The organism is Bacillus sp. FSL H8-0547, from assembly GCA_038002745.1.
In the GTDB taxonomy this organism is placed as follows: Bacteria; Bacillota; Bacilli; order Bacillales; family Bacillaceae; genus Bacillus_P.
The window spans coordinates 1,470,350-1,493,977 of record JBBODD010000001.1 but is presented as its reverse complement, the minus strand read 5'-3'; the positions used below and the strand labels follow the sequence as shown (position 1 = coordinate 1,493,977).

Below are 23,628 nucleotides of genomic sequence, written 5' to 3'. Positions count from 1 at the left end.
AAAAACGTTGACGCATCAAAGTTATCGTGGTATATTAATATCTGTTGTCGCGAACGAATGACAACACAGCTTCTAAAAAAAGATGTTGACTTTATGAATCTAGTATAGTATGATTTAAAAGTTGCTCTTGAAGCAAAAAAATGATCTTTGAAAACTAAACAAAACCAAAAGCGTACCAAACGTTTTAAATTTTTTAAGTCAGCAACATTTATGAGTCACAAATTTTCTTCGGAGAGTTTGATCCTGGCTCAGGACGAACGCTGGCGGCGTGCCTAATACATGCAAGTCGAGCGGACCTCTTCGGAGGTCAGCGGCGGACGGGTGAGTAACACGTGGGCAACCTGCCTGTAAGACTGGGATAACTCCGGGAAACCGGAGCTAATACCGGATACTATGTCAAACCGCATGGTTTGACATTCAAAGACGGTTTCGGCTGTCACTTACAGATGGGCCCGCGGCGCATTAGCTAGTTGGTGAGGTAACGGCTCACCAAGGCGACGATGCGTAGCCGACCTGAGAGGGTGATCGGCCACACTGGGACTGAGACACGGCCCAGACTCCTACGGGAGGCAGCAGTAGGGAATCTTCCGCAATGGACGAAAGTCTGACGGAGCAACGCCGCGTGAGTGATGAAGGTTTTCGGATCGTAAAACTCTGTTGTCAGGGAAGAACAAGTGCCGGAGTAACTGCCGGCGCCTTGACGGTACCTGACCAGAAAGCCACGGCTAACTACGTGCCAGCAGCCGCGGTAATACGTAGGTGGCAAGCGTTGTCCGGAATTATTGGGCGTAAAGCGCGCGCAGGCGGTTTCTTAAGTCTGATGTGAAAGCCCCCGGCTCAACCGGGGAGGGTCATTGGAAACTGGGAAACTTGAGTGCAGAAGAGGAGAGTGGAATTCCACGTGTAGCGGTGAAATGCGTAGAGATGTGGAGGAACACCAGTGGCGAAGGCGACTCTCTGGTCTGTAACTGACGCTGAGGCGCGAAAGCGTGGGGAGCGAACAGGATTAGATACCCTGGTAGTCCACGCCGTAAACGATGAGTGCTAAGTGTTAGAGGGTTTCCGCCCTTTAGTGCTGCAGCTAACGCATTAAGCACTCCGCCTGGGGAGTACGGTCGCAAGACTGAAACTCAAAGGAATTGACGGGGGCCCGCACAAGCGGTGGAGCATGTGGTTTAATTCGAAGCAACGCGAAGAACCTTACCAGGTCTTGACATCCTTTGCCACTTCTAGAGATAGAAGGTTCCCCTTCGGGGGACAAAGTGACAGGTGGTGCATGGTTGTCGTCAGCTCGTGTCGTGAGATGTTGGGTTAAGTCCCGCAACGAGCGCAACCCTTGATCTTAGTTGCCAGCATTCAGTTGGGCACTCTAAGGTGACTGCCGGTGACAAACCGGAGGAAGGTGGGGATGACGTCAAATCATCATGCCCCTTATGACCTGGGCTACACACGTGCTACAATGGATGGTACAAAGGGCTGCGAGACCGCGAGGTTTAGCCAATCCCATAAAACCATTCTCAGTTCGGATTGCAGGCTGCAACTCGCCTGCATGAAGCTGGAATCGCTAGTAATCGCGGATCAGCATGCCGCGGTGAATACGTTCCCGGGCCTTGTACACACCGCCCGTCACACCACGAGAGTTTGCAACACCCGAAGTCGGTGGGGTAACCGCAAGGAGCCAGCCGCCTAAGGTGGGGTAGATGATTGGGGTGAAGTCGTAACAAGGTAGCCGTATCGGAAGGTGCGGCTGGATCACCTCCTTTCTAAGGATATGAGGTCGCTTTTGGTTTTTGTTTAGTTTTGAGAGATCATTCTCTCTATATGAAAGAAGGCAATCATTCTTGATTTGCCGGTTGTTCTTTGAAAACTGGATAACGTAATTGATAACAAGTAATTCACTGAGATTTACGCTTACCATAGTGATTTTCTTAGACTTTACAGTCTAAACAAACGATTGACCAATTTTGGTTAAGTTATGAAGGGCGCACGGTGGATGCCTTGGCACTAGGAGCCGATGAAGGACGGGACTAACACCGATATGCTTTGGGGAGCTGTAAGTAAGCTTTGATCCAGAGATTTCCGAATGGGGAAACCCACTGTTCGTAATGGAACAGTATCTTTACCTGAATACATAGGGTACTGAAGGCAGACCCGGGGAACTGAAACATCTAAGTACCCGGAGGAAGAGAAAGCAAATGCGATTTCCCAAGTAGCGGCGAGCGAAACGGAATCAGCCCAAACCAAGAGGCTTGCCTCTTGGGGTTGTAGGACACTCTATACGGAGTTACAAAGGAACGGGGTAGATGAAGCGGCCTGGAAAGGCCTGTCATAGAAGGTAAAAACCCTGTAGTCGAAACTTCGTTCCCTCCAGAGTGGATCCTGAGTACGGCGGGACACGTGAAATCCCGTCGGAATCCGGGAGGACCATCTCCCAAGGCTAAATACTACCTAGTGACCGATAGTGAACCAGTACCGTGAGGGAAAGGTGAAAAGCACCCCGGAAGGGGAGTGAAAAGATCCTGAAACCGTGTGCTTACAAGTAGTCAGAGCCCGTTAACGGGTGATGGCGTGCCTTTTGTAGAATGAACCGGCGAGTTACGATCCCGTGCAAGGTTAAGTTGATGAGACGGAGCCGCAGCGAAAGCGAGTCTGAATAGGGCGAATTAGTACGTGGTCGTAGACCCGAAACCAGGTGATCTACCCATGTCCAGGGTGAAGTTCAGGTAACACTGAATGGAGGCCCGAACCCACGCACGTTGAAAAGTGCGGGGATGAGGTGTGGGTAGCGGAGAAATTCCAATCGAACTTGGAGATAGCTGGTTCTCTCCGAAATAGCTTTAGGGCTAGCCTCGAGTATGAGAGTCTTGGAGGTAGAGCACTGATTGGACTAGGGGCCCTCATCGGGTTACCGAATTCAGTCAAACTCCGAATGCCAAAGACTTGCTCCTCGGGAGTCAGACTGCGAGTGATAAGATCCGTAGTCAAGAGGGAAACAGCCCAGACCGCCAGCTAAGGTCCCAAAGTATACGTTAAGTGGAAAAGGATGTGGAGTTGCTTAGACAACCAGGATGTTGGCTTAGAAGCAGCCACCATTTAAAGAGTGCGTAATAGCTCACTGGTCGAGTGACTCTGCGCCGAAAATGTACCGGGGCTAAACGTATCACCGAAGCTGCGGACTGTTCTTACGAACAGTGGTAGGAGAGCGTTCTAAGGGCGTCGAAGCCAGACCGGAAGGACTGGTGGAGCGCTTAGAAGTGAGAATGCCGGTATGAGTAGCGAAAGAGGGGTGAGAATCCCCTCCACCGAATGCCTAAGGTTTCCTGAGGAAGGCTCGTCCGCTCAGGGTTAGTCGGGACCTAAGCCGAGGCCGAAAGGCGTAGGCGATGGACAACAGGTTGATATTCCTGTACCACCTCCTCACCATTTGAGCAATGGGGGGACGCAGGAGGATAGGGCAAGCGCGCTGTTGGATATGCGCGTCCAAGCAGTTAGGCCGGGAAGTAGGCAAATCCGCTTCCCATATAAGGCTGAGCTGTGATGGCGAGGGAAATTTAGTACCGAAGTTCCTGATTCCACACTGCCAAGAAAAGCCTCTAGCGAGGTGAGAGGTGCCCGTACCGCAAACCGACACAGGTAGGCGAGGAGAGAATCCTAAGGTGAGCGAGAGAACTCTCGTTAAGGAACTCGGCAAAATGACCCCGTAACTTCGGGAGAAGGGGTGCTTTTTAGGGTGAATAGCCCTGAAAAGCCGCAGTGAATAGGCCCAGGCGACTGTTTAGCAAAAACACAGGTCTCTGCGAAGCCGCAAGGCGAAGTATAGGGGCTGACGCCTGCCCGGTGCTGGAAGGTTAAGGGGAGAGGTTAGCGCAAGCGAAGCTTTGAACCGAAGCCCCAGTAAACGGCGGCCGTAACTATAACGGTCCTAAGGTAGCGAAATTCCTTGTCGGGTAAGTTCCGACCCGCACGAAAGGCGTAACGATCTGGGCACTGTCTCAACGAGAGACTCGGTGAAATTATAGTACCTGTGAAGATGCAGGTTACCCGCGACAGGACGGAAAGACCCCGTGGAGCTTTACTGCAGCCTGATATTGAATTTTGGTACAGCTTGTACAGGATAGGTAGGAGCCTTGGAAACCGGAGCGCCAGCTTCGGTGGAGGCATTGGTGGGATACTACCCTTGCTGTATTGAAATTCTAACCCGCAGCCCTTACCGGGCTGGGAGACAGTGTCAGGCGGGCAGTTTGACTGGGGCGGTCGCCTCCTAAAATGTAACGGAGGCGCCCAAAGGTTCCCTCAGAATGGTTGGAAATCATTCGCAGAGTGTAAAGGCACAAGGGAGCTTGACTGCGAGACCTACAAGTCGAGCAGGGACGAAAGTCGGGCTTAGTGATCCGGTGGTTCCGCATGGAAGGGCCATCGCTCAACGGATAAAAGCTACCCCGGGGATAACAGGCTTATCTCCCCCAAGAGTCCACATCGACGGGGAGGTTTGGCACCTCGATGTCGGCTCATCGCATCCTGGGGCTGTAGTCGGTCCCAAGGGTTGGGCTGTTCGCCCATTAAAGCGGTACGCGAGCTGGGTTCAGAACGTCGTGAGACAGTTCGGTCCCTATCCGTCGTGGGCGCAGGAAATTTGAGAGGAGCTGTCCTTAGTACGAGAGGACCGGGATGGACGCACCGCTGGTGTACCAGTTGTCTTGCCAAAGGCATCGCTGGGTAGCTATGTGCGGAAGGGATAAGTGCTGAAAGCATCTAAGCATGAAGCCCCCCTCAAGATGAGATTTCCCATCACATTTGTGAGTAAGAACCCTGAAAGATGATCAGGTTGATAGGTCTGAGGTGGAAGCGCGGTGACGTGTGGAGCTGACAGATACTAATCGTTCGAGGACTTAACCACAGTCTAACTAAGCGTAAATTGCACGTGAATCTTGTTATCAAACGTTACTCAGTTTTGAAAGAATAACTTCTTTCAACCAATTGCATATTGTCTGGTGATGATGGCAAAGAGGTCACACCCGTTCCCATGCCGAACACGGAAGTTAAGCTCTTTAGCGCCGATGGTAGTTGGGGGTTTCCCCCTGTGAGAGTAGGACGTTGCCAGGCTGTAGCAATGATTCTGATCAGCTTATGCTGTGAAGCATCAGCGGTTTTATCCGCAAGCTATAAAACTTCAAAAAAGATGTTGACTTTATTAATCTAGTATAGTATGATTTAAAAGTTGCTCTTGAAGCAAAAAATGATCTTTGAAAACTAAACAAAACCAAAAGCGTACCAAACGTTTTAAATTTTTTAAGTCAGCAACATTTATGAGTCACAAATTTTCTTCGGAGAGTTTGATCCTGGCTCAGGACGAACGCTGGCGGCGTGCCTAATACATGCAAGTCGAGCGGACCTCTTCGGAGGTCAGCGGCGGACGGGTGAGTAACACGTGGGCAACCTGCCTGTAAGACTGGGATAACTCCGGGAAACCGGAGCTAATACCGGATACTATGTCAAACCGCATGGTTTGACATTCAAAGACGGTTTCGGCTGTCACTTACAGATGGGCCCGCGGCGCATTAGCTAGTTGGTGAGGTAACGGCTCACCAAGGCGACGATGCGTAGCCGACCTGAGAGGGTGATCGGCCACACTGGGACTGAGACACGGCCCAGACTCCTACGGGAGGCAGCAGTAGGGAATCTTCCGCAATGGACGAAAGTCTGACGGAGCAACGCCGCGTGAGTGATGAAGGTTTTCGGATCGTAAAACTCTGTTGTCAGGGAAGAACAAGTGCCGGAGTAACTGCCGGTGCCTTGACGGTACCTGACCAGAAAGCCACGGCTAACTACGTGCCAGCAGCCGCGGTAATACGTAGGTGGCAAGCGTTGTCCGGAATTATTGGGCGTAAAGCGCGCGCAGGCGGTTTCTTAAGTCTGATGTGAAAGCCCCCGGCTCAACCGGGGAGGGTCATTGGAAACTGGGAAACTTGAGTGCAGAAGAGGAGAGTGGAATTCCACGTGTAGCGGTGAAATGCGTAGAGATGTGGAGGAACACCAGTGGCGAAGGCGACTCTCTGGTCTGTAACTGACGCTGAGGCGCGAAAGCGTGGGGAGCGAACAGGATTAGATACCCTGGTAGTCCACGCCGTAAACGATGAGTGCTAAGTGTTAGAGGGTTTCCGCCCTTTAGTGCTGCAGCTAACGCATTAAGCACTCCGCCTGGGGAGTACGGTCGCAAGACTGAAACTCAAAGGAATTGACGGGGGCCCGCACAAGCGGTGGAGCATGTGGTTTAATTCGAAGCAACGCGAAGAACCTTACCAGGTCTTGACATCCTTTGCCACTTCTAGAGATAGAAGGTTCCCCTTCGGGGGACAAAGTGACAGGTGGTGCATGGTTGTCGTCAGCTCGTGTCGTGAGATGTTGGGTTAAGTCCCGCAACGAGCGCAACCCTTGATCTTAGTTGCCAGCATTCAGTTGGGCACTCTAAGGTGACTGCCGGTGACAAACCGGAGGAAGGTGGGGATGACGTCAAATCATCATGCCCCTTATGACCTGGGCTACACACGTGCTACAATGGATGGTACAAAGGGCTGCGAGACCGCGAGGTTTAGCCAATCCCATAAAACCATTCTCAGTTCGGATTGCAGGCTGCAACTCGCCTGCATGAAGCTGGAATCGCTAGTAATCGCGGATCAGCATGCCGCGGTGAATACGTTCCCGGGCCTTGTACACACCGCCCGTCACACCACGAGAGTTTGCAACACCCGAAGTCGGTGGGGTAACCGCAAGGAGCCAGCCGCCTAAGGTGGGGTAGATGATTGGGGTGAAGTCGTAACAAGGTAGCCGTATCGGAAGGTGCGGCTGGATCACCTCCTTTCTAAGGATATGAGGTCGCTTTTGGTTTTTGTTTAGTTTTGAGAGATCATTCTCTCTATATGAAGGAAGGCGATCATTCATGATCTGCCGGTTGTTCTTTGAAAACTGGATAACGTAATTGATAACAAGTAATTCACTGAGATTTACGCTTACCATAGTGATTTTCTTAGACTTTACAGTCTAAACAAACGATTGACCAATTTTGGTTAAGTTATGAAGGGCGCACGGTGGATGCCTTGGCACTAGGAGCCGATGAAGGACGGGACTAACACCGATATGCTTTGGGGAGCTGTAAGTAAGCTTTGATCCAGAGATTTCCGAATGGGGAAACCCACTGTTCGTAATGGAACAGTATCTTTACCTGAATACATAGGGTACTGAAGGCAGACCCGGGGAACTGAAACATCTAAGTACCCGGAGGAAGAGAAAGCAAATGCGATTTCCCAAGTAGCGGCGAGCGAAACGGAATCAGCCCAAACCAAGAGGCTTGCCTCTTGGGGTTGTAGGACACTCTATACGGAGTTACAAAGGAACGGGGTAGATGAAGCGGCCTGGAAAGGCCTGTCATAGAAGGTAAAAACCCTGTAGTCGAAACTTCGTTCCCTCCAGAGTGGATCCTGAGTACGGCGGGACACGTGAAATCCCGTCGGAATCCGGGAGGACCATCTCCCAAGGCTAAATACTACCTAGTGACCGATAGTGAACCAGTACCGTGAGGGAAAGGTGAAAAGCACCCCGGAAGGGGAGTGAAAAGATCCTGAAACCGTGTGCTTACAAGTAGTCAGAGCCCGTTAACGGGTGATGGCGTGCCTTTTGTAGAATGAACCGGCGAGTTACGATCCCGTGCAAGGTTAAGTTGATGAGACGGAGCCGCAGCGAAAGCGAGTCTGAATAGGGCGAATTAGTACGTGGTCGTAGACCCGAAACCAGGTGATCTACCCATGTCCAGGGTGAAGTTCAGGTAACACTGAATGGAGGCCCGAACCCACGCACGTTGAAAAGTGCGGGGATGAGGTGTGGGTAGCGGAGAAATTCCAATCGAACTTGGAGATAGCTGGTTCTCTCCGAAATAGCTTTAGGGCTAGCCTCGAGTATGAGAGTCTTGGAGGTAGAGCACTGATTGGACTAGGGGCCCTCATCGGGTTACCGAATTCAGTCAAACTCCGAATGCCAAAGACTTGCTCCTCGGGAGTCAGACTGCGAGTGATAAGATCCGTAGTCAAGAGGGAAACAGCCCAGACCGCCAGCTAAGGTCCCAAAGTATACGTTAAGTGGAAAAGGATGTGGAGTTGCTTAGACAACCAGGATGTTGGCTTAGAAGCAGCCACCATTTAAAGAGTGCGTAATAGCTCACTGGTCGAGTGACTCTGCGCCGAAAATGTACCGGGGCTAAACGTATCACCGAAGCTGCGGACTGTTCTTACGAACAGTGGTAGGAGAGCGTTCTAAGGGCGTCGAAGCCAGACCGGAAGGACTGGTGGAGCGCTTAGAAGTGAGAATGCCGGTATGAGTAGCGAAAGAGGGGTGAGAATCCCCTCCACCGAATGCCTAAGGTTTCCTGAGGAAGGCTCGTCCGCTCAGGGTTAGTCGGGACCTAAGCCGAGGCCGAAAGGCGTAGGCGATGGACAACAGGTTGATATTCCTGTACCACCTCCTCACCATTTGAGCAATGGGGGGACGCAGGAGGATAGGGCAAGCGCGCTGTTGGATATGCGCGTCCAAGCAGTTAGGCCGGGAAGTAGGCAAATCCGCTTCCCATATAAGGCTGAGCTGTGATGGCGAGGGAAATTTAGTACCGAAGTTCCTGATTCCACACTGCCAAGAAAAGCCTCTAGCGAGGTGAGAGGTGCCCGTACCGCAAACCGACACAGGTAGGCGAGGAGAGAATCCTAAGGTGAGCGAGAGAACTCTCGTTAAGGAACTCGGCAAAATGACCCCGTAACTTCGGGAGAAGGGGTGCTTTTTAGGGTGAATAGCCCTGAAAAGCCGCAGTGAATAGGCCCAGGCGACTGTTTAGCAAAAACACAGGTCTCTGCGAAGCCGCAAGGCGAAGTATAGGGGCTGACGCCTGCCCGGTGCTGGAAGGTTAAGGGGAGAGGTTAGCGCAAGCGAAGCTTTGAACCGAAGCCCCAGTAAACGGCGGCCGTAACTATAACGGTCCTAAGGTAGCGAAATTCCTTGTCGGGTAAGTTCCGACCCGCACGAAAGGCGTAACGATCTGGGCACTGTCTCAACGAGAGACTCGGTGAAATTATAGTACCTGTGAAGATGCAGGTTACCCGCGACAGGACGGAAAGACCCCGTGGAGCTTTACTGCAGCCTGATATTGAATTTTGGTACAGCTTGTACAGGATAGGTAGGAGCCTTGGAAACCGGAGCGCCAGCTTCGGTGGAGGCATTGGTGGGATACTACCCTTGCTGTATTGAAATTCTAACCCGCAGCCCTTACCGGGCTGGGAGACAGTGTCAGGCGGGCAGTTTGACTGGGGCGGTCGCCTCCTAAAATGTAACGGAGGCGCCCAAAGGTTCCCTCAGAATGGTTGGAAATCATTCGCAGAGTGTAAAGGCACAAGGGAGCTTGACTGCGAGACCTACAAGTCGAGCAGGGACGAAAGTCGGGCTTAGTGATCCGGTGGTTCCGCATGGAAGGGCCATCGCTCAACGGATAAAAGCTACCCCGGGGATAACAGGCTTATCTCCCCCAAGAGTCCACATCGACGGGGAGGTTTGGCACCTCGATGTCGGCTCATCGCATCCTGGGGCTGTAGTCGGTCCCAAGGGTTGGGCTGTTCGCCCATTAAAGCGGTACGCGAGCTGGGTTCAGAACGTCGTGAGACAGTTCGGTCCCTATCCGTCGTGGGCGCAGGAAATTTGAGAGGAGCTGTCCTTAGTACGAGAGGACCGGGATGGACGCACCGCTGGTGTACCAGTTGTCTTGCCAAAGGCATCGCTGGGTAGCTATGTGCGGAAGGGATAAGTGCTGAAAGCATCTAAGCATGAAGCCCCCCTCAAGATGAGATTTCCCATCACATTTGTGAGTAAGAACCCTGAAAGATGATCAGGTTGATAGGTCTGAGGTGGAAGCGCGGTGACGTGTGGAGCTGACAGATACTAATCGTTCGAGGACTTAACCACAGTCTAACTAAGCGTAAATTGCACGTGAATCTTGTTATCAAACGTTACTCAGTTTTGAAAGAATAACTCTTTCAACCAATTGCATATTGTCTGGTGATGATGGCAAAGAGGTCACACCCGTTCCCATGCCGAACACGGAAGTTAAGCTCTTTAGCGCCGATGGTAGTTGGGGGTTTCCCCCTGTGAGAGTAGGACGTTGCCAGGCACGCAGAAAAAAAGGACAGCAGAGATGCTGTTCTTTTTTTCGTTTTCATAAAAAGAGAATCCTGAAACCCGGGAGGGTTTGGGAAGGGTGAGCAGGAATGCTGTTCGACTTCCATCCGGAGGGTTGGGAGGAGCGAGCAGGTCGAGGAAGCGAGGGAGAGAAGACCGGAGCGTACGAATGTACGTGAGGATCTGAACGAGTGAAGCTGACGAAGAGATGCGAAGCTCATCGCAGGCCGGATGCCGAAGCACGGAAGTTAAGCTCTTAGCGCCGATGGTAGTTGGGGGTTTCCCCCTGTGAGAGTAGGACGTTGCCAGGCACGCAGAAAAAAGGACAGCAGAGATGCTGTTCTTTTTTGTTGTTCAGAAGGAAATCATGGGTACTTAGTATAAACAAACGCCTGAATCGTACCCTCTAAATCTGTAAAACGATATTAGAGGGTAAGCAAAGTCTCGAATCGTACCCTGTAAAACCGTAAAACGATATCAGAGGGTAAGCAAAGTCTCGAATCGTACCCTCTAAAACTGTAAATCGATATCCGAGGGTAAGCAAACGCCTGAATCGCACCCTACCAAACCGTAAAGCGATATCGGAGGGTAAGCAAAAAGCTAAAACACTTTAATCTGCCCGCCGGTTTTGACCAAAGCCCTCTCACTTTTGTTCTTCTTTGCTGAATCGTCCGACAGCTATCTCGCCACCTTCATAGTAGCAAAACAAAACACCCACTATCCGCTCCTGTTCCATTGTGTCTTTCCCAAATCTTTAGTAACATATGACCTGTTACCTTTAATATGAGCAGTTTGCAGCTCGCAGAATGAGGGTTATCATGTTAGGAGGAAAATTCATTGCTGTCCAATAGTTTGATGATGATTTTAATCATCTTGGTAATTAATATTGTTTATGTATCTTTTTTTACGATACGAATGATCTTGACGCTGAAGGGCCAGCGGTATCTTGCGGCTTTTATCAGTACGATAGAAGTTGTGATTTATGTCATCGGTCTTGGTCTAGTGCTTGATAATTTAAATGAGATTCAGAATTTGATTGCGTATGCGGTCGGGTACGGAATTGGCGTTATTGTAGGGATGAAGATTGAGGAAAAGCTTGCTCTAGGGTATATTACGGTTAACGTGATTTCGACTGAAAGCGAGAAGGACCTGCCCGGTATTTTGAGGGACAAAGGGTATGGGGTAACGGACTGGATGGCAAATGGCCGTGAGGGTGACCGGCTGGCGATGCAGATCCTCACTCCGAGAAAATATGAACTGAATTTATATGCAGCAATAAAAGAGCTGGATCCTAAGGCGTTTATTATTGCGTTTGAGCCGAAGACAATCCACGGCGGCTTCTGGGTGAAGGCGGTAAGAAGGGGTAAGATTGAGGTATGACGGACAAGCCTAAAAAGCGAAAGTTTGAGGTTGGAGAAGGCGAAAGCATCGACAGCTGCCTTTCCCGCATGCAGAGTGAGGGCTATATGCCTGTAAGAAGAATGGAAGAGCCAATTTTTAAAGAAGAAAAGATAAATGGTTCAATTGAAGTGGTACCTTATGGGAAAAAGATTGTTTTTGAAGGAAAGTTAATCTAAATACGAACGTTTTAGACGGAAGTTATTACATTGTTCGATTTTTCGTTGACAACTTCCGAACCAGGCTGTTATGATTATGTTGGATATGAAAACGAATGAATGACCTCATATAAAGTCGGGAATATGGCCCGAAAGTTTCTACCCGATAACCGTAAATTATTGGACTATGAGGGAAAGTGATCGTTGACCAGACATGGAACAGCTTTTTTTATTAATGTTCTTATGACCGGTTTGCAGTGCTTTCTCTTGTAGAGAAGGTTTGCAGACCGGTTTTTTTCATGGAGAAAAAATGCAGGGTGTCTTGCTTTAAGACGCTAATACAGCTGGATAAGAGGCGGGGGATATAGATGGAACCATTGGTTGGAATTATAATGGGCAGCACGTCAGACTGGGAGACGATGAAGCACGCCTGCGAAGTTCTCGATGAGCTTCAGGTGCCTTATGAGAAAAAAGTGGTTTCCGCTCATCGCACTCCTGATTATATGTTTGCTTATGCAGAAGATGCAAGAAATAGAGGGTTGAAAGTGATTGTGGCCGGAGCAGGAGGAGCTGCTCATTTGCCTGGCATGGTTGCAGCCAAAACAACACTCCCTGTAATTGGAGTACCTGTTCAATCAAAAGCGCTGAACGGCATGGACTCGCTGCTGTCTATCGTGCAGATGCCTGGCGGTGTTCCGGTAGCAACGGTTGCCATCGGCAAAGCCGGTGCAGTCAATGCAGGCCTGCTTGCAGCCCAGATTCTCTCAATTTCAGACAGTTTACTTGCCGGAAAACTTGACGCAAGACGGGAAAAAACACGGAACACCGTGCTGGAAAGCAGTGATGACCTTGTCTAAGCAAACGATTATGCCAGGTTCAACAATCGGAATTATCGGCGGCGGCCAGCTCGGCAGGATGATGACAGTGGCTGCAAAAAGCATGGGGTATGACGTTGCAGTCCTTGATCCCACTCCGAACTCACCCTGCGGTCAGCTCGCAGACTATGAAATAACGGCTTCCTACAACGATTTGGAAGCTATTAAGAAACTTGCAGAACTTAGCGATGTGATTACGTATGAGTTCGAAAACATAGATTACGAGGCTTTAAAGTGGATTGAAGCGAATGCCTATTTGCCTCAGGGTTCTGCACTTCTGTCATTGACACAGGATCGCGGCACAGAGAAAAAAGCGATCACTGATGCCGGATGCACTGTTGCAGACTACCGGATTGTCGAAACAGAAACGGAGCTTGCATCGGCAGCTGAGGAACTTGAGCTTCCTTGTGTATTGAAAACGTGCCGCGGTGGCTACGATGGTAAGGGGCAGGCGGTCATCAGACAGGACGAAGACCTTAAAGCCGCTGTAGAGCTTCTGAAAAACGGAACCTGTATCCTTGAAAAGTGGGTGCCGTTTGTAAAAGAAATCTCGGTTATTGTCGCCAGAAACTCAGATGGCGAAATCCGTTCTTTCCCGATTGCGGAGAACGTTCATGTCAACAATATTCTTCACCAGAGCATTGTACCTGCAAGAATTGGGGAAGGCACAGCCCGTGAAGCAGAGAAACAGGCTGGTAAGCTCGCTGCTGCTTTTAACCTTGTAGGCACGCTTGCAGTTGAAATGTTTGTCACAGAAGAGGGAAGCATTTTAATTAACGAGCTTGCGCCAAGACCTCATAATTCAGGTCATTACACCATCGACCTCTGCGAAACAGATCAGTTTGAGCAGCATATCCGTGCGGTGTGCAATCTGCCGCTCGGGAAGCCAGTTTTGCTGCATCCAGGCATCATGGTGAACGTTTTAGGCGAACATATGCCTCTGATTTCAAATAATCTTTCGTTATTCAGTGAAGGTAAGATATACTTGTACGGTAAAAAAGAGGCAAAGCACAGACGGAAGATGGGGCATGTCACTTTTTTAACAGAGAGCATTGACCAAAAAGAAAAAGAAATCAATTACTTATGGGGTCAACAATAGAACGGAGGATTTATCAATGATTGAACGATACACAAGACCTGAAATGGGTGCGATCTGGACGGAGGAAAACCGTTTCCAGGCATGGCTTGAAGTAGAGATACTGGCTTGCGAGGCATGGGCTGAGCTTGGACATATTCCAAAGGAAGACGTAAAACTGCTCCGCCAGAATGCATCTTTTGATATGAACCGCATTAAGGAAATTGAAGAAGAGACGCGCCATGACGTTGTAGCCTTCACAAGAGCCGTTTCTGAAACGCTTGGCGAGGAGCGCAAGTGGGTTCATTACGGATTAACGTCTACTGACGTAGTTGACACTGCATTATCCTATCTTCTGAAACAGGCAAATGCGATTCTCTTAAAAGACATCGAAAACTTTGTTGAGATTCTGAAAAACAAAGCGATTGAGCACAAATATACAGTCATGATGGGACGCACACACGGTGTGCACGCTGAGCCTACTACCTTCGGCCTGAAGCTTGGCTTATGGTATGAGGAAATGAAACGGAACCTAGAGCGCTTCAAGCGTGCAGCAGAAGGCATTGAGTTTGGAAAAATGTCAGGTGCTGTCGGTACATATGCAAACATTGATCCTTTTGTTGAAGCATATGTGTGTGAAAAATTAGGGCTTCAAGCTGCGCCAATCTCGACTCAGACTCTTCAGCGTGACCGCCATGCCGATTATATGAGCACACTTGCTCTAATCGCGACATCCATTGAAAAGTTTGCGACGGAAGTGCGCGGTCTGCAAAAGAGTGAAACGCGTGAAGTGGAAGAATTTTTCGCAAAAGGCCAAAAAGGTTCTTCTGCTATGCCGCATAAGCGCAACCCAATTGGTTCTGAGAATATGACAGGTCTTGCGAGAGTCATTCGCGGACATATGCTGACAGCCTATGAGAACGTACCTCTTTGGCATGAGCGTGATATTTCTCATTCATCTGCGGAGCGCATTATTCTTCCTGATGCAACGATTGCCCTTAACTACATGCTGAACCGTTTCGGCAATATTGTGAAGAACTTGACGGTGTTCCCTGAAAACATGAAGCGTAACATGGACCGCACACTTGGGCTGATTTACTCGCAGCGCGTTCTTCTTGCCCTGATTGATTCCGGCATGACTCGCGAGCAGGCTTACGATATCGTTCAGCCAAAAGCGATGGAAGCATGGGAAAGACAAGTGCCGTTCCGCGAGCTGGTAGAAGCAGACGGAACGATCACAGACCGTCTGTCAGCTGAAGTGATTGCTGACTGCTTTGACTATAACTATCACTTAAAAGGTGTCGATACGATTTTTGAACGCTTAGGTCTGTAAGCTTACATTTTAACGGAAGAGGTAAATAGAGATATTTGCCTCTTTTTTAAAAATACCGGGCGATTCCGCACTTCGATAATTCCCAATATTCAGTCGTTACAAGGAGGATAAGGCATGACAACCGAAAAATTGAACCTGCTTTATGAAGGAAAGGCAAAGAGAATTTACCGCACGAATGAAGAATCCGTTTTGCTTGTTTCATATAAGAATTCCGCAACCGCGTTTAATGGCGGGAAGAAGGCAGAGATTGAAGGGAAAGGCCGCCTGAACAATGAAATTTCATCGCTGCTCTTTGAGAAGCTTGCTGAGAAAGGGATTGAGAGCCATTTTATTAAAAAGCTTTCAGAAACAGAGCAGCTTGTCAAAGAGGTAACCATTGTTCCCCTTGAGGTTGTTGTGCGCAACATTATGGCAGGAAGCCTCTCTAAGCGGCTGGGGATTGAGGAAGGAACACCGCTTCAAAAGCCGATTGTTGAATTTTACTATAAAGATGATGCACTTGGGGATCCCCTCATAACAGAAGATCATATCGACGTGCTTGAAGCAGCGACGAAAGAGCAGGTACAGGAGCTTAAAACCGCTGCGTTAAAAGTAAATGATGTCCTCATTTCTCACTTTAAGCAGTGCGGTATCCGCTTAGTCGATTTTAAACTTGAATTTGGATTGACGAGTGAAGGAAAACTTCTTCTCGCAGATGAGATTTCGCCGGATACGTGCCGCCTGTGGGATGAAGAAACGAATGAGAAGTTTGACAAAGATGTATTCCGCCGCGATATTGGCAGTTTAACAGATGCATATACAGTGATTTTAAACCGTTTAGGAGGAGAAGCAGCATGTACAAAGTAAAGGTATTCGTTACACTCAGAGAGAGCGTTTTAGATCCGCAGGGAAGCGCGGTGCAGCATGCATTGCACAGCATGAACTACAAAGAGGTCAGCGATGTCCGGATCGGAAAGTACATGGAGCTTGCCATTGAAAAAACGGAGCGTGACCTGGATGCGACGGTCCGCGAAATGTGTGAAAAGCTTCTGGCCAACACGGTGATTGAAGACTACCGCTACGAGGTGGAGGAGGTTGTGGCACAGTGAAATTCGCCGTTATCGTTTTTCCGGGGTCAAACTGTGACATCGATATGTTCCACGCCATCAAGGATGAGCTTGGGGAAGAAGCTGAATACGTATGGCATGATGAGACCGACTTAAGCCGTTTTGACGGCATTCTGCTTCCGGGGGGATTCTCTTACGGAGATTACCTTCGTTCCGGTGCGATTGCCCGTTTTGCAAACGTTATGAAAGAAGTTGTGAAAGCAGCCGAAGCCGGCAAGCCGGTGCTGGGTGTCTGCAATGGTTTTCAGATCCTGCTTGAAGCGGGTCTTCTTCCGGGTGCGATGAAACGGAACGAGAACCTGAAGTTCATTTGCCGCCCGACAAATCTTGTCGTTCAAAATGACAAGACCATGTTTACTTCTGCTTATGAACAAGATCAGGTCATTTCAGTGCCGATTGCCCACGGAGAAGGAAACTACTACTGTGATGAACTCACATTAGCGAGATTAAAAGAAAACAATCAAATCGTCTTCACCTATGAAAATAATCCGAATGGAAGTTTAGTAGATATCGCCGGGATTGTGAATGAAAAGGGTAATGTTCTTGGCATGATGCCGCATCCTGAGCGCGCAGTGGATGAACTGCTCGGCAGCGCAGACGGACTGAAGCTGTTTAAATCGATCGTGAAAAACTGGAGGGAATCTCATGTCACTACTGCTTGAACCAACTCAGCAAATGATCAAAGAAGAGAAAATCTACCGCCAATTCGGCGTCAGTGATGATGAGTTCAGCATGATTGAAGGCATCATGGGCCGTTTGCCGAACTATACAGAGCTTGGTATTTTCTCTGTTATGTGGTCAGAGCACTGCAGCTATAAAAACTCAAAGCCGGTACTGAAGAAGTTTCCGACTTCAGGCGAACATGTTCTTCAGGGTCCGGGAGAAGGCGCAGGAATTGTTGATATCGGAGACGGTCAGGCTGTTGTGTTTAAGATCGAGAGCCACAATCACCCTTCTGCGATTGAACCCTATCAGGGTGCTGCAACAGGCGTAGGCGGCATCATTCGTGACGTCTTTTCAATGGGAGCGCGCCCTATTGCTCTATTAAACTCTTTGCGCTTTGGAGAATTAACCTCACCGCGTGTGCGCTACTTGTTTGAAGAGGTTGTAGCAGGAATCGCAGGCTACGGAAACTGTATCGGTATTCCGACTGTAGGCGGCGAAATCCAGTTCGATCCTTCCTATGACGGCAATCCGCTTGTAAACGCCATGTGCGTTGGCTTAATCAACCATGAGGATATTAAAAAAGGCGTGGCAAAAGGAATCGGCAACACCGTCATGTATGTGGGAGCGAAAACAGGTCGCGACGGCATTCACGGCGCTACTTTTGCCTCAGAGGAACTGACGGATTCATCTGATGAAAACCGTCCGGCCGTACAAGTCGGAGATCCTTTTATGGAAAAGCTTTTGCTTGAAGCTTGTCTAGAGGTTATTAAATGTGATGCCCTTGTCGGCATTCAGGATATGGGAGCAGCCGGACTGACGAGCTCGACAGCTGAAATGGCGAGCAAAGCGGGTTCAGGCATTGAGCTCAACTTAGATTTAGTGCCTCAGCGCGAAGCGGGCATGACACCTTATGAAATGATGCTCTCCGAATCACAGGAGCGGATGGTTCTCGTTGTAGAACGCGGACGCGAGCAGGAGATCACCGACATTTTTGACAAATATGAGCTTGAAGCAAAAGCGATCGGAACTGTAACAGATGATAAAATGCTCCGCCTTCTTCATAAAGGAGAAGTTGTGGCGGAAATTCCAGTTGATGCGCTTGCAGAAGAAGCACCTGTTTACCACAAGCCTTCAGCTGAGCCAGCCTACTATAAAGAATTTCAGGCTATGGAACAAACCGCACCTGAAACGGGCGATTTAAAAGAAACGCTGATCAGCCTTTTAAAGCAGCCGACGATTGCAAGCAAAGAATGGGTGTACGATCAATACGACTATATGGTCCGCACAAATACAGTTGTGGCACCGGGATCAGATGCTGCTGTTCTCCGCATCCGCGATACGAACAAAGCACTTGCCATGACGACGGACTGTAATTCAAGATATCTTTACCTTGATCCTGAAACAGGCGGTATGATTGCTGTTGCAGAAGCAGCGCGCAACATTGTCTGCTCAGGAGGAAAACCGCTTGCTGTGACAGACTGCCTGAACTTCGGCAATCCTGAAAAGCCGGAGATTTTCTGGCAGATTGAAAAAGCAGCTGACGGCATGAGTGAAGCGTGCCGCGTGCTGAATTCACCTGTTATCGGCGGAAACGTTTCTCTTTACAATGAAACGAACGGAACGGCTGTTTATCCAACACCGGTCATCGGCATGGTCGGTCTGATAGAGGATACGAAGTACATCACGACTCAATCATTTAAAGCAGCGGGAGACCTGATTTATGTGCTTGGCGAAACGAAGAATGAGTTCGGAGGAAGCGAGCTGCAAAAGCTGACATACGGCAGAATCTTCGGGAAAGCTCCTGAGCTTGATCTTGCGGTAGAAGCAGACCGCCAGGCAAAAGTAGCAGCAGCCATCCGCGCAGGACTTGTTGCATCTGCACACGATGTCGCAGAAGGCGGTTTGGCAGTAGCTGCAGCCGAAAGCACATTCGGCACGAACGGACTTGGCGCAAGTTTGACAATTGGCGGAGAAGCGGTGACTGCACTGTTCAGCGAAACCCAGTCCCGTTTTATCCTGACAGTAAAACCTGAGCACATGACGGCTTTTGAGGAATTGACAGGTGCCGCACTGATTGGACGTGTGACAGGAGATGGCATCTTCACGGTGAAAAGCGATGCAGGTGACCTTCTTGTTCAGGCTGAGGCAGCTGAGCTTGAAGCGGCCTGGAGAGGAGCGATTCCATGCTTGCTGAGATCAGAGGACTAAACGAAGAGTGCGGAGTGTTTGGTATTTGGGGACACTCCGAAGCTCCCCAAATTACGTATTACGGCCTGCACAGTCTTCAGCACCGCGGCCAGGAGGGTGCCGGAATTGTTTCAACAGACGGCAGCAAGCTGACTTGCGTCAAAGGCCAGGGACTGATTACGGAAGTATTCAGCGGCGGGCGCCTGAATGACATTAAGGGAAAAGGCGCAATCGGCCACGTCCGCTATGCAACGGCAGGCGGCGGAGGATTTGAAAATGTTCAGCCTCTTTTGTTCCGTTCAGAAAGCGGCGGACTTGCCCTTGCCCATAATGGAAACCTTGTAAATGCAAACGGGCTTAAGCATCAGCTTGAGCATCAGGGCAGTATTTTTCAGTCCACTTCCGATACAGAAGTGCTTGCCCATCTCATCAAACGAAGCGGATACAGTTCGCTTAAGGATAAAATTAAAAATGCCCTGACCATGATCAAAGGTGCCTACGCATTCCTGATCATGACGGAAACAGAAATGATGGTTGCCCTTGATCCGAACGGACTGCGTCCGCTTTCGATCGGCATGCTCGGCGACGCTTATGTTGTGGCTTCTGAAACATGTGCTTTTGATATTATCGGTGCTGAATATTTGCGTGAGGTTCAGCCTGGGGAACTGCTCATCATCAATGATGACGGGCTTCAGTCGGAGCGCTTTTCGGTGAACGTCAACCGCGCCATCTGCAGCATGGAATACATTTATTTTTCAAGACCTGACAGCAACATCGACGGCATCAATGTGCACACTGCCCGGAAAAACCTCGGCAAGCGCATGGCTATTGAAGCGCCGTTTGAAGCTGATGTTGTTACAGGCGTTCCGGATTCAAGTATTTCAGCTGCCATTGGCTATGCGGAGGCATCAGGCATACCGTATGAGCTTGGCCTGATCAAAAACCGTTACGTCGGCAGAACGTTCATTCAGCCGTCCCAGTCACTCAGGGAACAGGGCGTGAAAATGAAATTGTCTGCTGTCCGCGGAGTAGTCGAAGGCAAGCGAGTTGTCATGGTCGATGACTCCATCGTCCGCGGAACAACAAGCCGCAGAATCGTGAACATGCTTAGAGAAGCAGGAGCAACTGAAGTGCACGTCTGCATTACGTCTCCGCCAATCAGCAACCCGTGCTTTTACGGAATTGATACATCCTCTACAGAAGAGCTGATCGCAGCGACGCATTCAGTGGAAGAAATCAAAGAAATCATCGGTGCAGACACCCTGACATTCTTAAGCGTCGAAGGGCTGCTCGAAGGTATTGGACGTCAGTATGAAGGCGAGCGTCGCGGACAATGTCTTGCTTGTTTTACAGGGAAATATCCGACAGAGATCTATCCGGATACAGAATTGCCTCATGAAAAGGAAGAAGTGCTGACGAAATAAGAGCGGGAGGAATAAAGGATGTCAAACGCATATAAGCAGGCAGGCGTAGATATCGAAGCAGGGTATGAAGCTGTTTCGCGAATGAAAAAGCATGTCGCAAAAACAATGAGAAAAGGCGTCATGGGAAGCCTCGGCGGCTTCGGCGGCATGTTCGACCTTTCTGAGCTGAAACTTAAACAGCCTGTCCTTGTTTCAGGAACAGACGGGGTCGGCACAAAGCTCAAGCTTGCTTTTCAGATGAACCGGCATGATACCATCGGGGTGGATGCGGTTGCCATGTGTGTGAACGATATTCTTGCACAGGGCGCAGAGCCCCTTTTTTTCCTGGACTATCTTGCTCTTGGAAAGGCGGAGCCTGCAAAGATTGAACAGATCGTCAAAGGCGTTGCAGACGGGTGCGAGCAGGCAGGCTGCGCGCTTGTCGGCGGTGAAACGGCTGAGATGCCGGGCCTTTATGACGGTGAAGAGTATGATATCGCGGGCTTTTCAGTTGGCGCAGCGGAAAAGGAAGACATTGTTACCGGTGAGAAGATCCGTGCCGGCCATGTGCTGATTGGCCTTGCTTCAAGCGGCCTTCACAGCAACGGCTTCTCTCTTGTGCGTAAAATCTTGCTTGAAGACGGCGGCTTATCTCTTGATGAGAACGTTCAGCCGCTTGATAAACCTCTCGGCCAAGAGCTTCTCACTCCAACAAAAATTTATGTAAAGCCGGTCCTTAACGTGCTGAAAAAATATAAAGTGGACGGCATGGCCCACATTACGGGCGGCGGTTTTATTGAAAATATCCCAAGAATGCTTCCTGAGGGACTCAGCGCTGAAATCGACTTTGGCTCATGGCCGATACCGGCTGTGTTCGGGCTGCTTCAGGAAAAAGGATCGCTCAGCCAGGAAGAAATGTTTAACATTTTCAATATGGGCATCGGGTTTGTGCTTGCAGTAGACTACAGCCAAATGCACGCAGTCATCAGCGAGATTGAGAAGAACGGCGAAAAAGCCTTTATCATCGGCCGTGTAAAAGAGGGCCATGGGGTCACGTTCGGCGGAGGCGCTCTCTCATGATGAAAATCGCCGTATTTGCTTCAGGATCGGGCTCGAATTTTCAGGCGATCCTGAATGAAATCAAGAGTGGAAAGCTTGAGGCGGAGGTTGTCCTTCTAGTATGCGACAGACCGGGAGCAAGGGTTGTTGAACGTGCGCAGAAGGAAAACATTCCGGTGTTTGAGTTTTCACCGAAGGAATTCAGCAGCAAAGCAGCCTTTGAGACGCTGATTCTTCGCCAGCTTGAACAGTATGGTGTAAACTATGTGATACTTGCAGGGTATATGAGACTGATTGGTGAGACGCTTCTTTCTGCCTGCCCTGATCGCATCATAAATCTTCATCCGTCGCTTCTGCCTGCTTTTCCGGGCAAGGATGCCATCGGCCAGGCTTTTCGCGCAGGCGTAAAAGTCACCGGCATTACGGTACACTTTGTAGATGCAGGCATGGACACGGGACCTATTATTGCGCAGAAGGCCGTTGAGGTGGAAGATGCAGATACGATTGAAACGCTATCAGAAAAAATCCATCAGCTTGAACATGCCTATTTTCCGCATGTTCTGCAGTCTCTTTTCCAAAAACGAAAACTAGAGGTGTAACTATGACAATCAAACGGGCACTTGTCAGTGTTTCAGATAAAGAAGGCATTATTCCGTTCGCAGCCGGACTTGTTGAGCAGGGCATTGAAGTGATTTCAACCGGCGGCACGAAAAAACTGCTTCAGGAGAACAACGTGAAGGTGACAGGCATTTCCGAAGTGACCGGATTTCCTGAAATCATGGATGGCCGCGTCAAAACGCTTCATCCAAACATTCACGGCGGCTTGCTTGCCGTCCGCAGCAATCCGGATCATATGAAGCAGCTTGAAGAAAACAGCATTCTTCCAATCGATCTTGTAGTCGTAAACCTTTATCCTTTTAAAGAAACGATCTCCAAAAAGGATGTAACGTTCGATGATGCGATTGAAAATATCGATATTGGCGGACCGACCATGCTGCGCTCGGCTGCGAAAAATCACCAGGACGTAACGGTTGTTGTTGATCCAGCAGATTATGCAGACGTTCTTGAGCAAATCAAAGCGGAGAAGGCAGTCTCTCTTGCATCCAAGCAAAAGCTTGCTGCGAAAGTCTTTCGCCACACAGCTTCCTATGATGCGCTGATTGCAGAGTTTTTAACAAACGCAGTAGGCGAGGAAGATCCTGAAACGGTCACATACACATACGAGAAAAAACAGTCGCTCCGCTACGGCGAAAATCCGCATCAAAAAGCGACGTTCTATAAAAAGCCGCTTGCAGGCACCGTTTCGATTGCAGAAGCGGTTCAGCTTCACGGCAAGGAGCTATCTTACAACAATATTAAAGATGCGGATGCCGCTCTTCAAATCGTAAGAGAATTCACGCAGCCTGCAGCTGTTGCTGTTAAGCATATGAACCCTTGCGGCGTCGGTACAGGAGGAACAATCTTTGAAGCGTTCACGCGCGCATACGAAGCAGATCCGACATCGATTTTCGGAGGCATCATTGCTCTGAATCATGAGGTTGATGCGGATACGGCGCACAAACTTCATGAAATTTTCCTTGAAATCGTCATCGCGCCTTCCTTTAGCGAGGAAGCTCTTGAGATTTTAACATCCAAGAAAAACCTTCGCCTTCTGACTTTGGATGTACTTGGTGCAGAAGCGCAGGATCAGCAGGTTACCTCTATTCATGGCGGACTTCTTGTACAGGATGAGGACACGCTGTCATTTGACGATGCCAAAATCACCATTCCTACAAAGCGCGAGCCGTCTGAGCAGGAGTGGGAAGACCTCAAGCTTGCCTGGAAGGTCGTTAAGCATGTGAAGTCGAACGCGATCGTTCTTGCTAAAAATCAGATGACAATCGGTGTTGGCGCAGGCCAGATGAACCGTGTCGGCGCAGCAAATATTGCTATTGAGCAGGCGGGTGCACTTGCAAAAGGCAGTGCGATGGGCTCTGACGCGTTCTTCCCTATGAGCGACACAGTGGAAGCGGCAGCAAAAGCGGGTGTTACGGCGATCATTCAGCCGGGCGGATCCATTAAAGATGAGGATTCAATCAAAAAAGCAGATGAATACGGCATTGCCATGGTGTTTACAGGTGTAAGACATTTTAAACATTAATCTTTGGGCGTGCGGCATATGG

At 49.5% G+C, this 23,628-nt stretch carries 13 protein-coding genes, 6 rRNA genes and 1 riboswitch; all 19 genes read left to right on the top strand.

The window, feature by feature from the left end; all coding sequences use genetic code 11:
* Positions 1-225 precede the first annotated feature (225 nt).
* Positions 226-1,763: ribosomal RNA gene (locus tag MHB63_07225) — 16S ribosomal RNA — on the top strand.
* Between the two features lie 203 nt (positions 1,764-1,966).
* Positions 1,967-4,897, top strand: a 23S ribosomal RNA gene (locus tag MHB63_07220).
* Between the two features lie 90 nt (positions 4,898-4,987).
* Positions 4,988-5,103 (top strand): 5S ribosomal RNA (gene rrf, locus MHB63_07215).
* A 218-nt stretch (positions 5,104-5,321) separates the two neighbouring features.
* A 16S ribosomal RNA gene (locus MHB63_07210) occupies positions 5,322-6,859 on the top strand.
* Positions 6,860-7,062: 203 nt separating this feature from the next.
* Positions 7,063-9,993 (top strand): 23S ribosomal RNA (locus MHB63_07205).
* 89 nt (positions 9,994-10,082) lie between these two features.
* Positions 10,083-10,198 (top strand): 5S ribosomal RNA (gene rrf, locus MHB63_07200).
* Together the 16S, 23S and 5S rRNA genes form the textbook arrangement of a ribosomal RNA operon.
* Positions 10,199-11,061: 863 nt before the next feature.
* Positions 11,062-11,586 (top strand): DUF5698 domain-containing protein, encoded by a 525-nt coding sequence (locus MHB63_07195; protein ID MEK3806369.1) that lies wholly within the window; start codon positions 11,062-11,064, stop codon positions 11,584-11,586.
* Positions 11,583-11,783: an NETI motif-containing protein gene (locus MHB63_07190; protein ID MEK3806368.1), complete on the top strand. Its 201-nt coding sequence runs from the start codon at positions 11,583-11,585 to the stop codon at positions 11,781-11,783. The genes MHB63_07195 and MHB63_07190 overlap by 4 nt, the downstream gene beginning before the upstream one ends.
* A gap of 85 nt (positions 11,784-11,868) precedes the next feature.
* A riboswitch (purine riboswitch) is annotated at positions 11,869-11,970 on the top strand.
* A gap of 160 nt (positions 11,971-12,130) precedes the next feature.
* Complete coding sequence (gene purE / locus MHB63_07185; GenBank protein MEK3806367.1) at positions 12,131-12,619, top strand: 5-(carboxyamino)imidazole ribonucleotide mutase; 489 nt, start codon at positions 12,131-12,133, stop codon at positions 12,617-12,619.
* Complete coding sequence (gene purK, locus MHB63_07180; protein MEK3806366.1) at positions 12,612-13,736, top strand: 5-(carboxyamino)imidazole ribonucleotide synthase; 1,125 nt, start codon at positions 12,612-12,614, stop codon at positions 13,734-13,736. The genes purE and purK overlap by 8 nt, the downstream gene beginning before the upstream one ends.
* Before the next feature lie 16 nt (positions 13,737-13,752).
* Entirely contained in the window at positions 13,753-15,045 is a 1,293-nt protein-coding gene (purB, locus tag MHB63_07175) for an adenylosuccinate lyase (GenBank protein MEK3806365.1), read from the top strand.
* Between the two features lie 114 nt (positions 15,046-15,159).
* Positions 15,160-15,891, top strand: a complete 732-nt coding sequence (gene purC, locus MHB63_07170; GenBank protein ID MEK3806364.1) for a phosphoribosylaminoimidazolesuccinocarboxamide synthase — start codon at positions 15,160-15,162, stop codon at positions 15,889-15,891.
* Entirely contained in the window at positions 15,879-16,133 is a 255-nt protein-coding gene (gene purS, locus MHB63_07165) for a phosphoribosylformylglycinamidine synthase subunit PurS (protein MEK3806363.1), read from the top strand. Before purC ends, purS begins: the two co-directional genes overlap by 13 nt.
* Positions 16,130-16,813 carry a phosphoribosylformylglycinamidine synthase subunit PurQ gene (gene purQ, locus MHB63_07160; GenBank protein MEK3806362.1) on the top strand — a complete coding sequence of 228 codons (684 nt, stop codon included), beginning with the start codon at positions 16,130-16,132 and terminating at the stop codon, positions 16,811-16,813. The genes purS and purQ overlap by 4 nt, the downstream gene beginning before the upstream one ends.
* Entirely contained in the window at positions 16,797-19,025 is a 2,229-nt protein-coding gene (gene purL, locus MHB63_07155; protein ID MEK3806361.1) for a phosphoribosylformylglycinamidine synthase subunit PurL, read from the top strand. Before purQ ends, purL begins: the two co-directional genes overlap by 17 nt.
* Positions 19,001-20,428: an amidophosphoribosyltransferase gene (gene purF / locus MHB63_07150; protein MEK3806360.1), complete on the top strand. Its 1,428-nt coding sequence runs from the start codon at positions 19,001-19,003 to the stop codon at positions 20,426-20,428. Before purL ends, purF begins: the two co-directional genes overlap by 25 nt.
* Positions 20,429-20,446: 18 nt before the next feature.
* Positions 20,447-21,487, top strand: coding sequence for a phosphoribosylformylglycinamidine cyclo-ligase (gene purM, locus MHB63_07145; GenBank protein ID MEK3806359.1), 1,041 nt, complete (start codon positions 20,447-20,449; stop codon positions 21,485-21,487).
* Entirely contained in the window at positions 21,484-22,065 is a 582-nt protein-coding gene (gene purN, locus MHB63_07140; protein MEK3806358.1) for a phosphoribosylglycinamide formyltransferase, read from the top strand. Before purM ends, purN begins: the two co-directional genes overlap by 4 nt.
* 2 nt (positions 22,066-22,067) lie before the next feature.
* On the top strand, positions 22,068-23,606 hold the full coding sequence (gene purH, locus MHB63_07135) for a bifunctional phosphoribosylaminoimidazolecarboxamide formyltransferase/IMP cyclohydrolase (GenBank protein ID MEK3806357.1): 1,539 nt from the start codon (positions 22,068-22,070) through the stop codon (positions 23,604-23,606).
* The last annotated feature ends 22 nt before the right edge of the window (positions 23,607-23,628 follow it).

Coding starts and splice junctions, on each gene's coding strand:
- purF (MEK3806360.1), top strand. CDS start 19,001: ATGCTTGCTGAGATCAGAGGACTAAACGAAGAGTGCGGAGTGTTTGGT.
- purH (MEK3806357.1), top strand. CDS start 22,068: ATGACAATCAAACGGGCACTTGTCAGTGTTTCAGATAAAGAAGGCATT.
- MHB63_07195 (MEK3806369.1), top strand. CDS start 11,062: ATGATGATTTTAATCATCTTGGTAATTAATATTGTTTATGTATCTTTT.
- purC (MEK3806364.1), top strand. CDS start 15,160: ATGACAACCGAAAAATTGAACCTGCTTTATGAAGGAAAGGCAAAGAGA.
- purS (MEK3806363.1), top strand. CDS start 15,879: ATGTACAAAGTAAAGGTATTCGTTACACTCAGAGAGAGCGTTTTAGAT.
- purN (MEK3806358.1), top strand. CDS start 21,484: ATGATGAAAATCGCCGTATTTGCTTCAGGATCGGGCTCGAATTTTCAG.
- purE (MEK3806367.1), top strand. CDS start 12,131: ATGGAACCATTGGTTGGAATTATAATGGGCAGCACGTCAGACTGGGAG.
- purL (MEK3806361.1), top strand. CDS start 16,797: ATGTCACTACTGCTTGAACCAACTCAGCAAATGATCAAAGAAGAGAAA.
- purM (MEK3806359.1), top strand. CDS start 20,447: ATGTCAAACGCATATAAGCAGGCAGGCGTAGATATCGAAGCAGGGTAT.
- purB (MEK3806365.1), top strand. CDS start 13,753: ATGATTGAACGATACACAAGACCTGAAATGGGTGCGATCTGGACGGAG.
- MHB63_07190 (MEK3806368.1), top strand. CDS start 11,583: ATGACGGACAAGCCTAAAAAGCGAAAGTTTGAGGTTGGAGAAGGCGAA.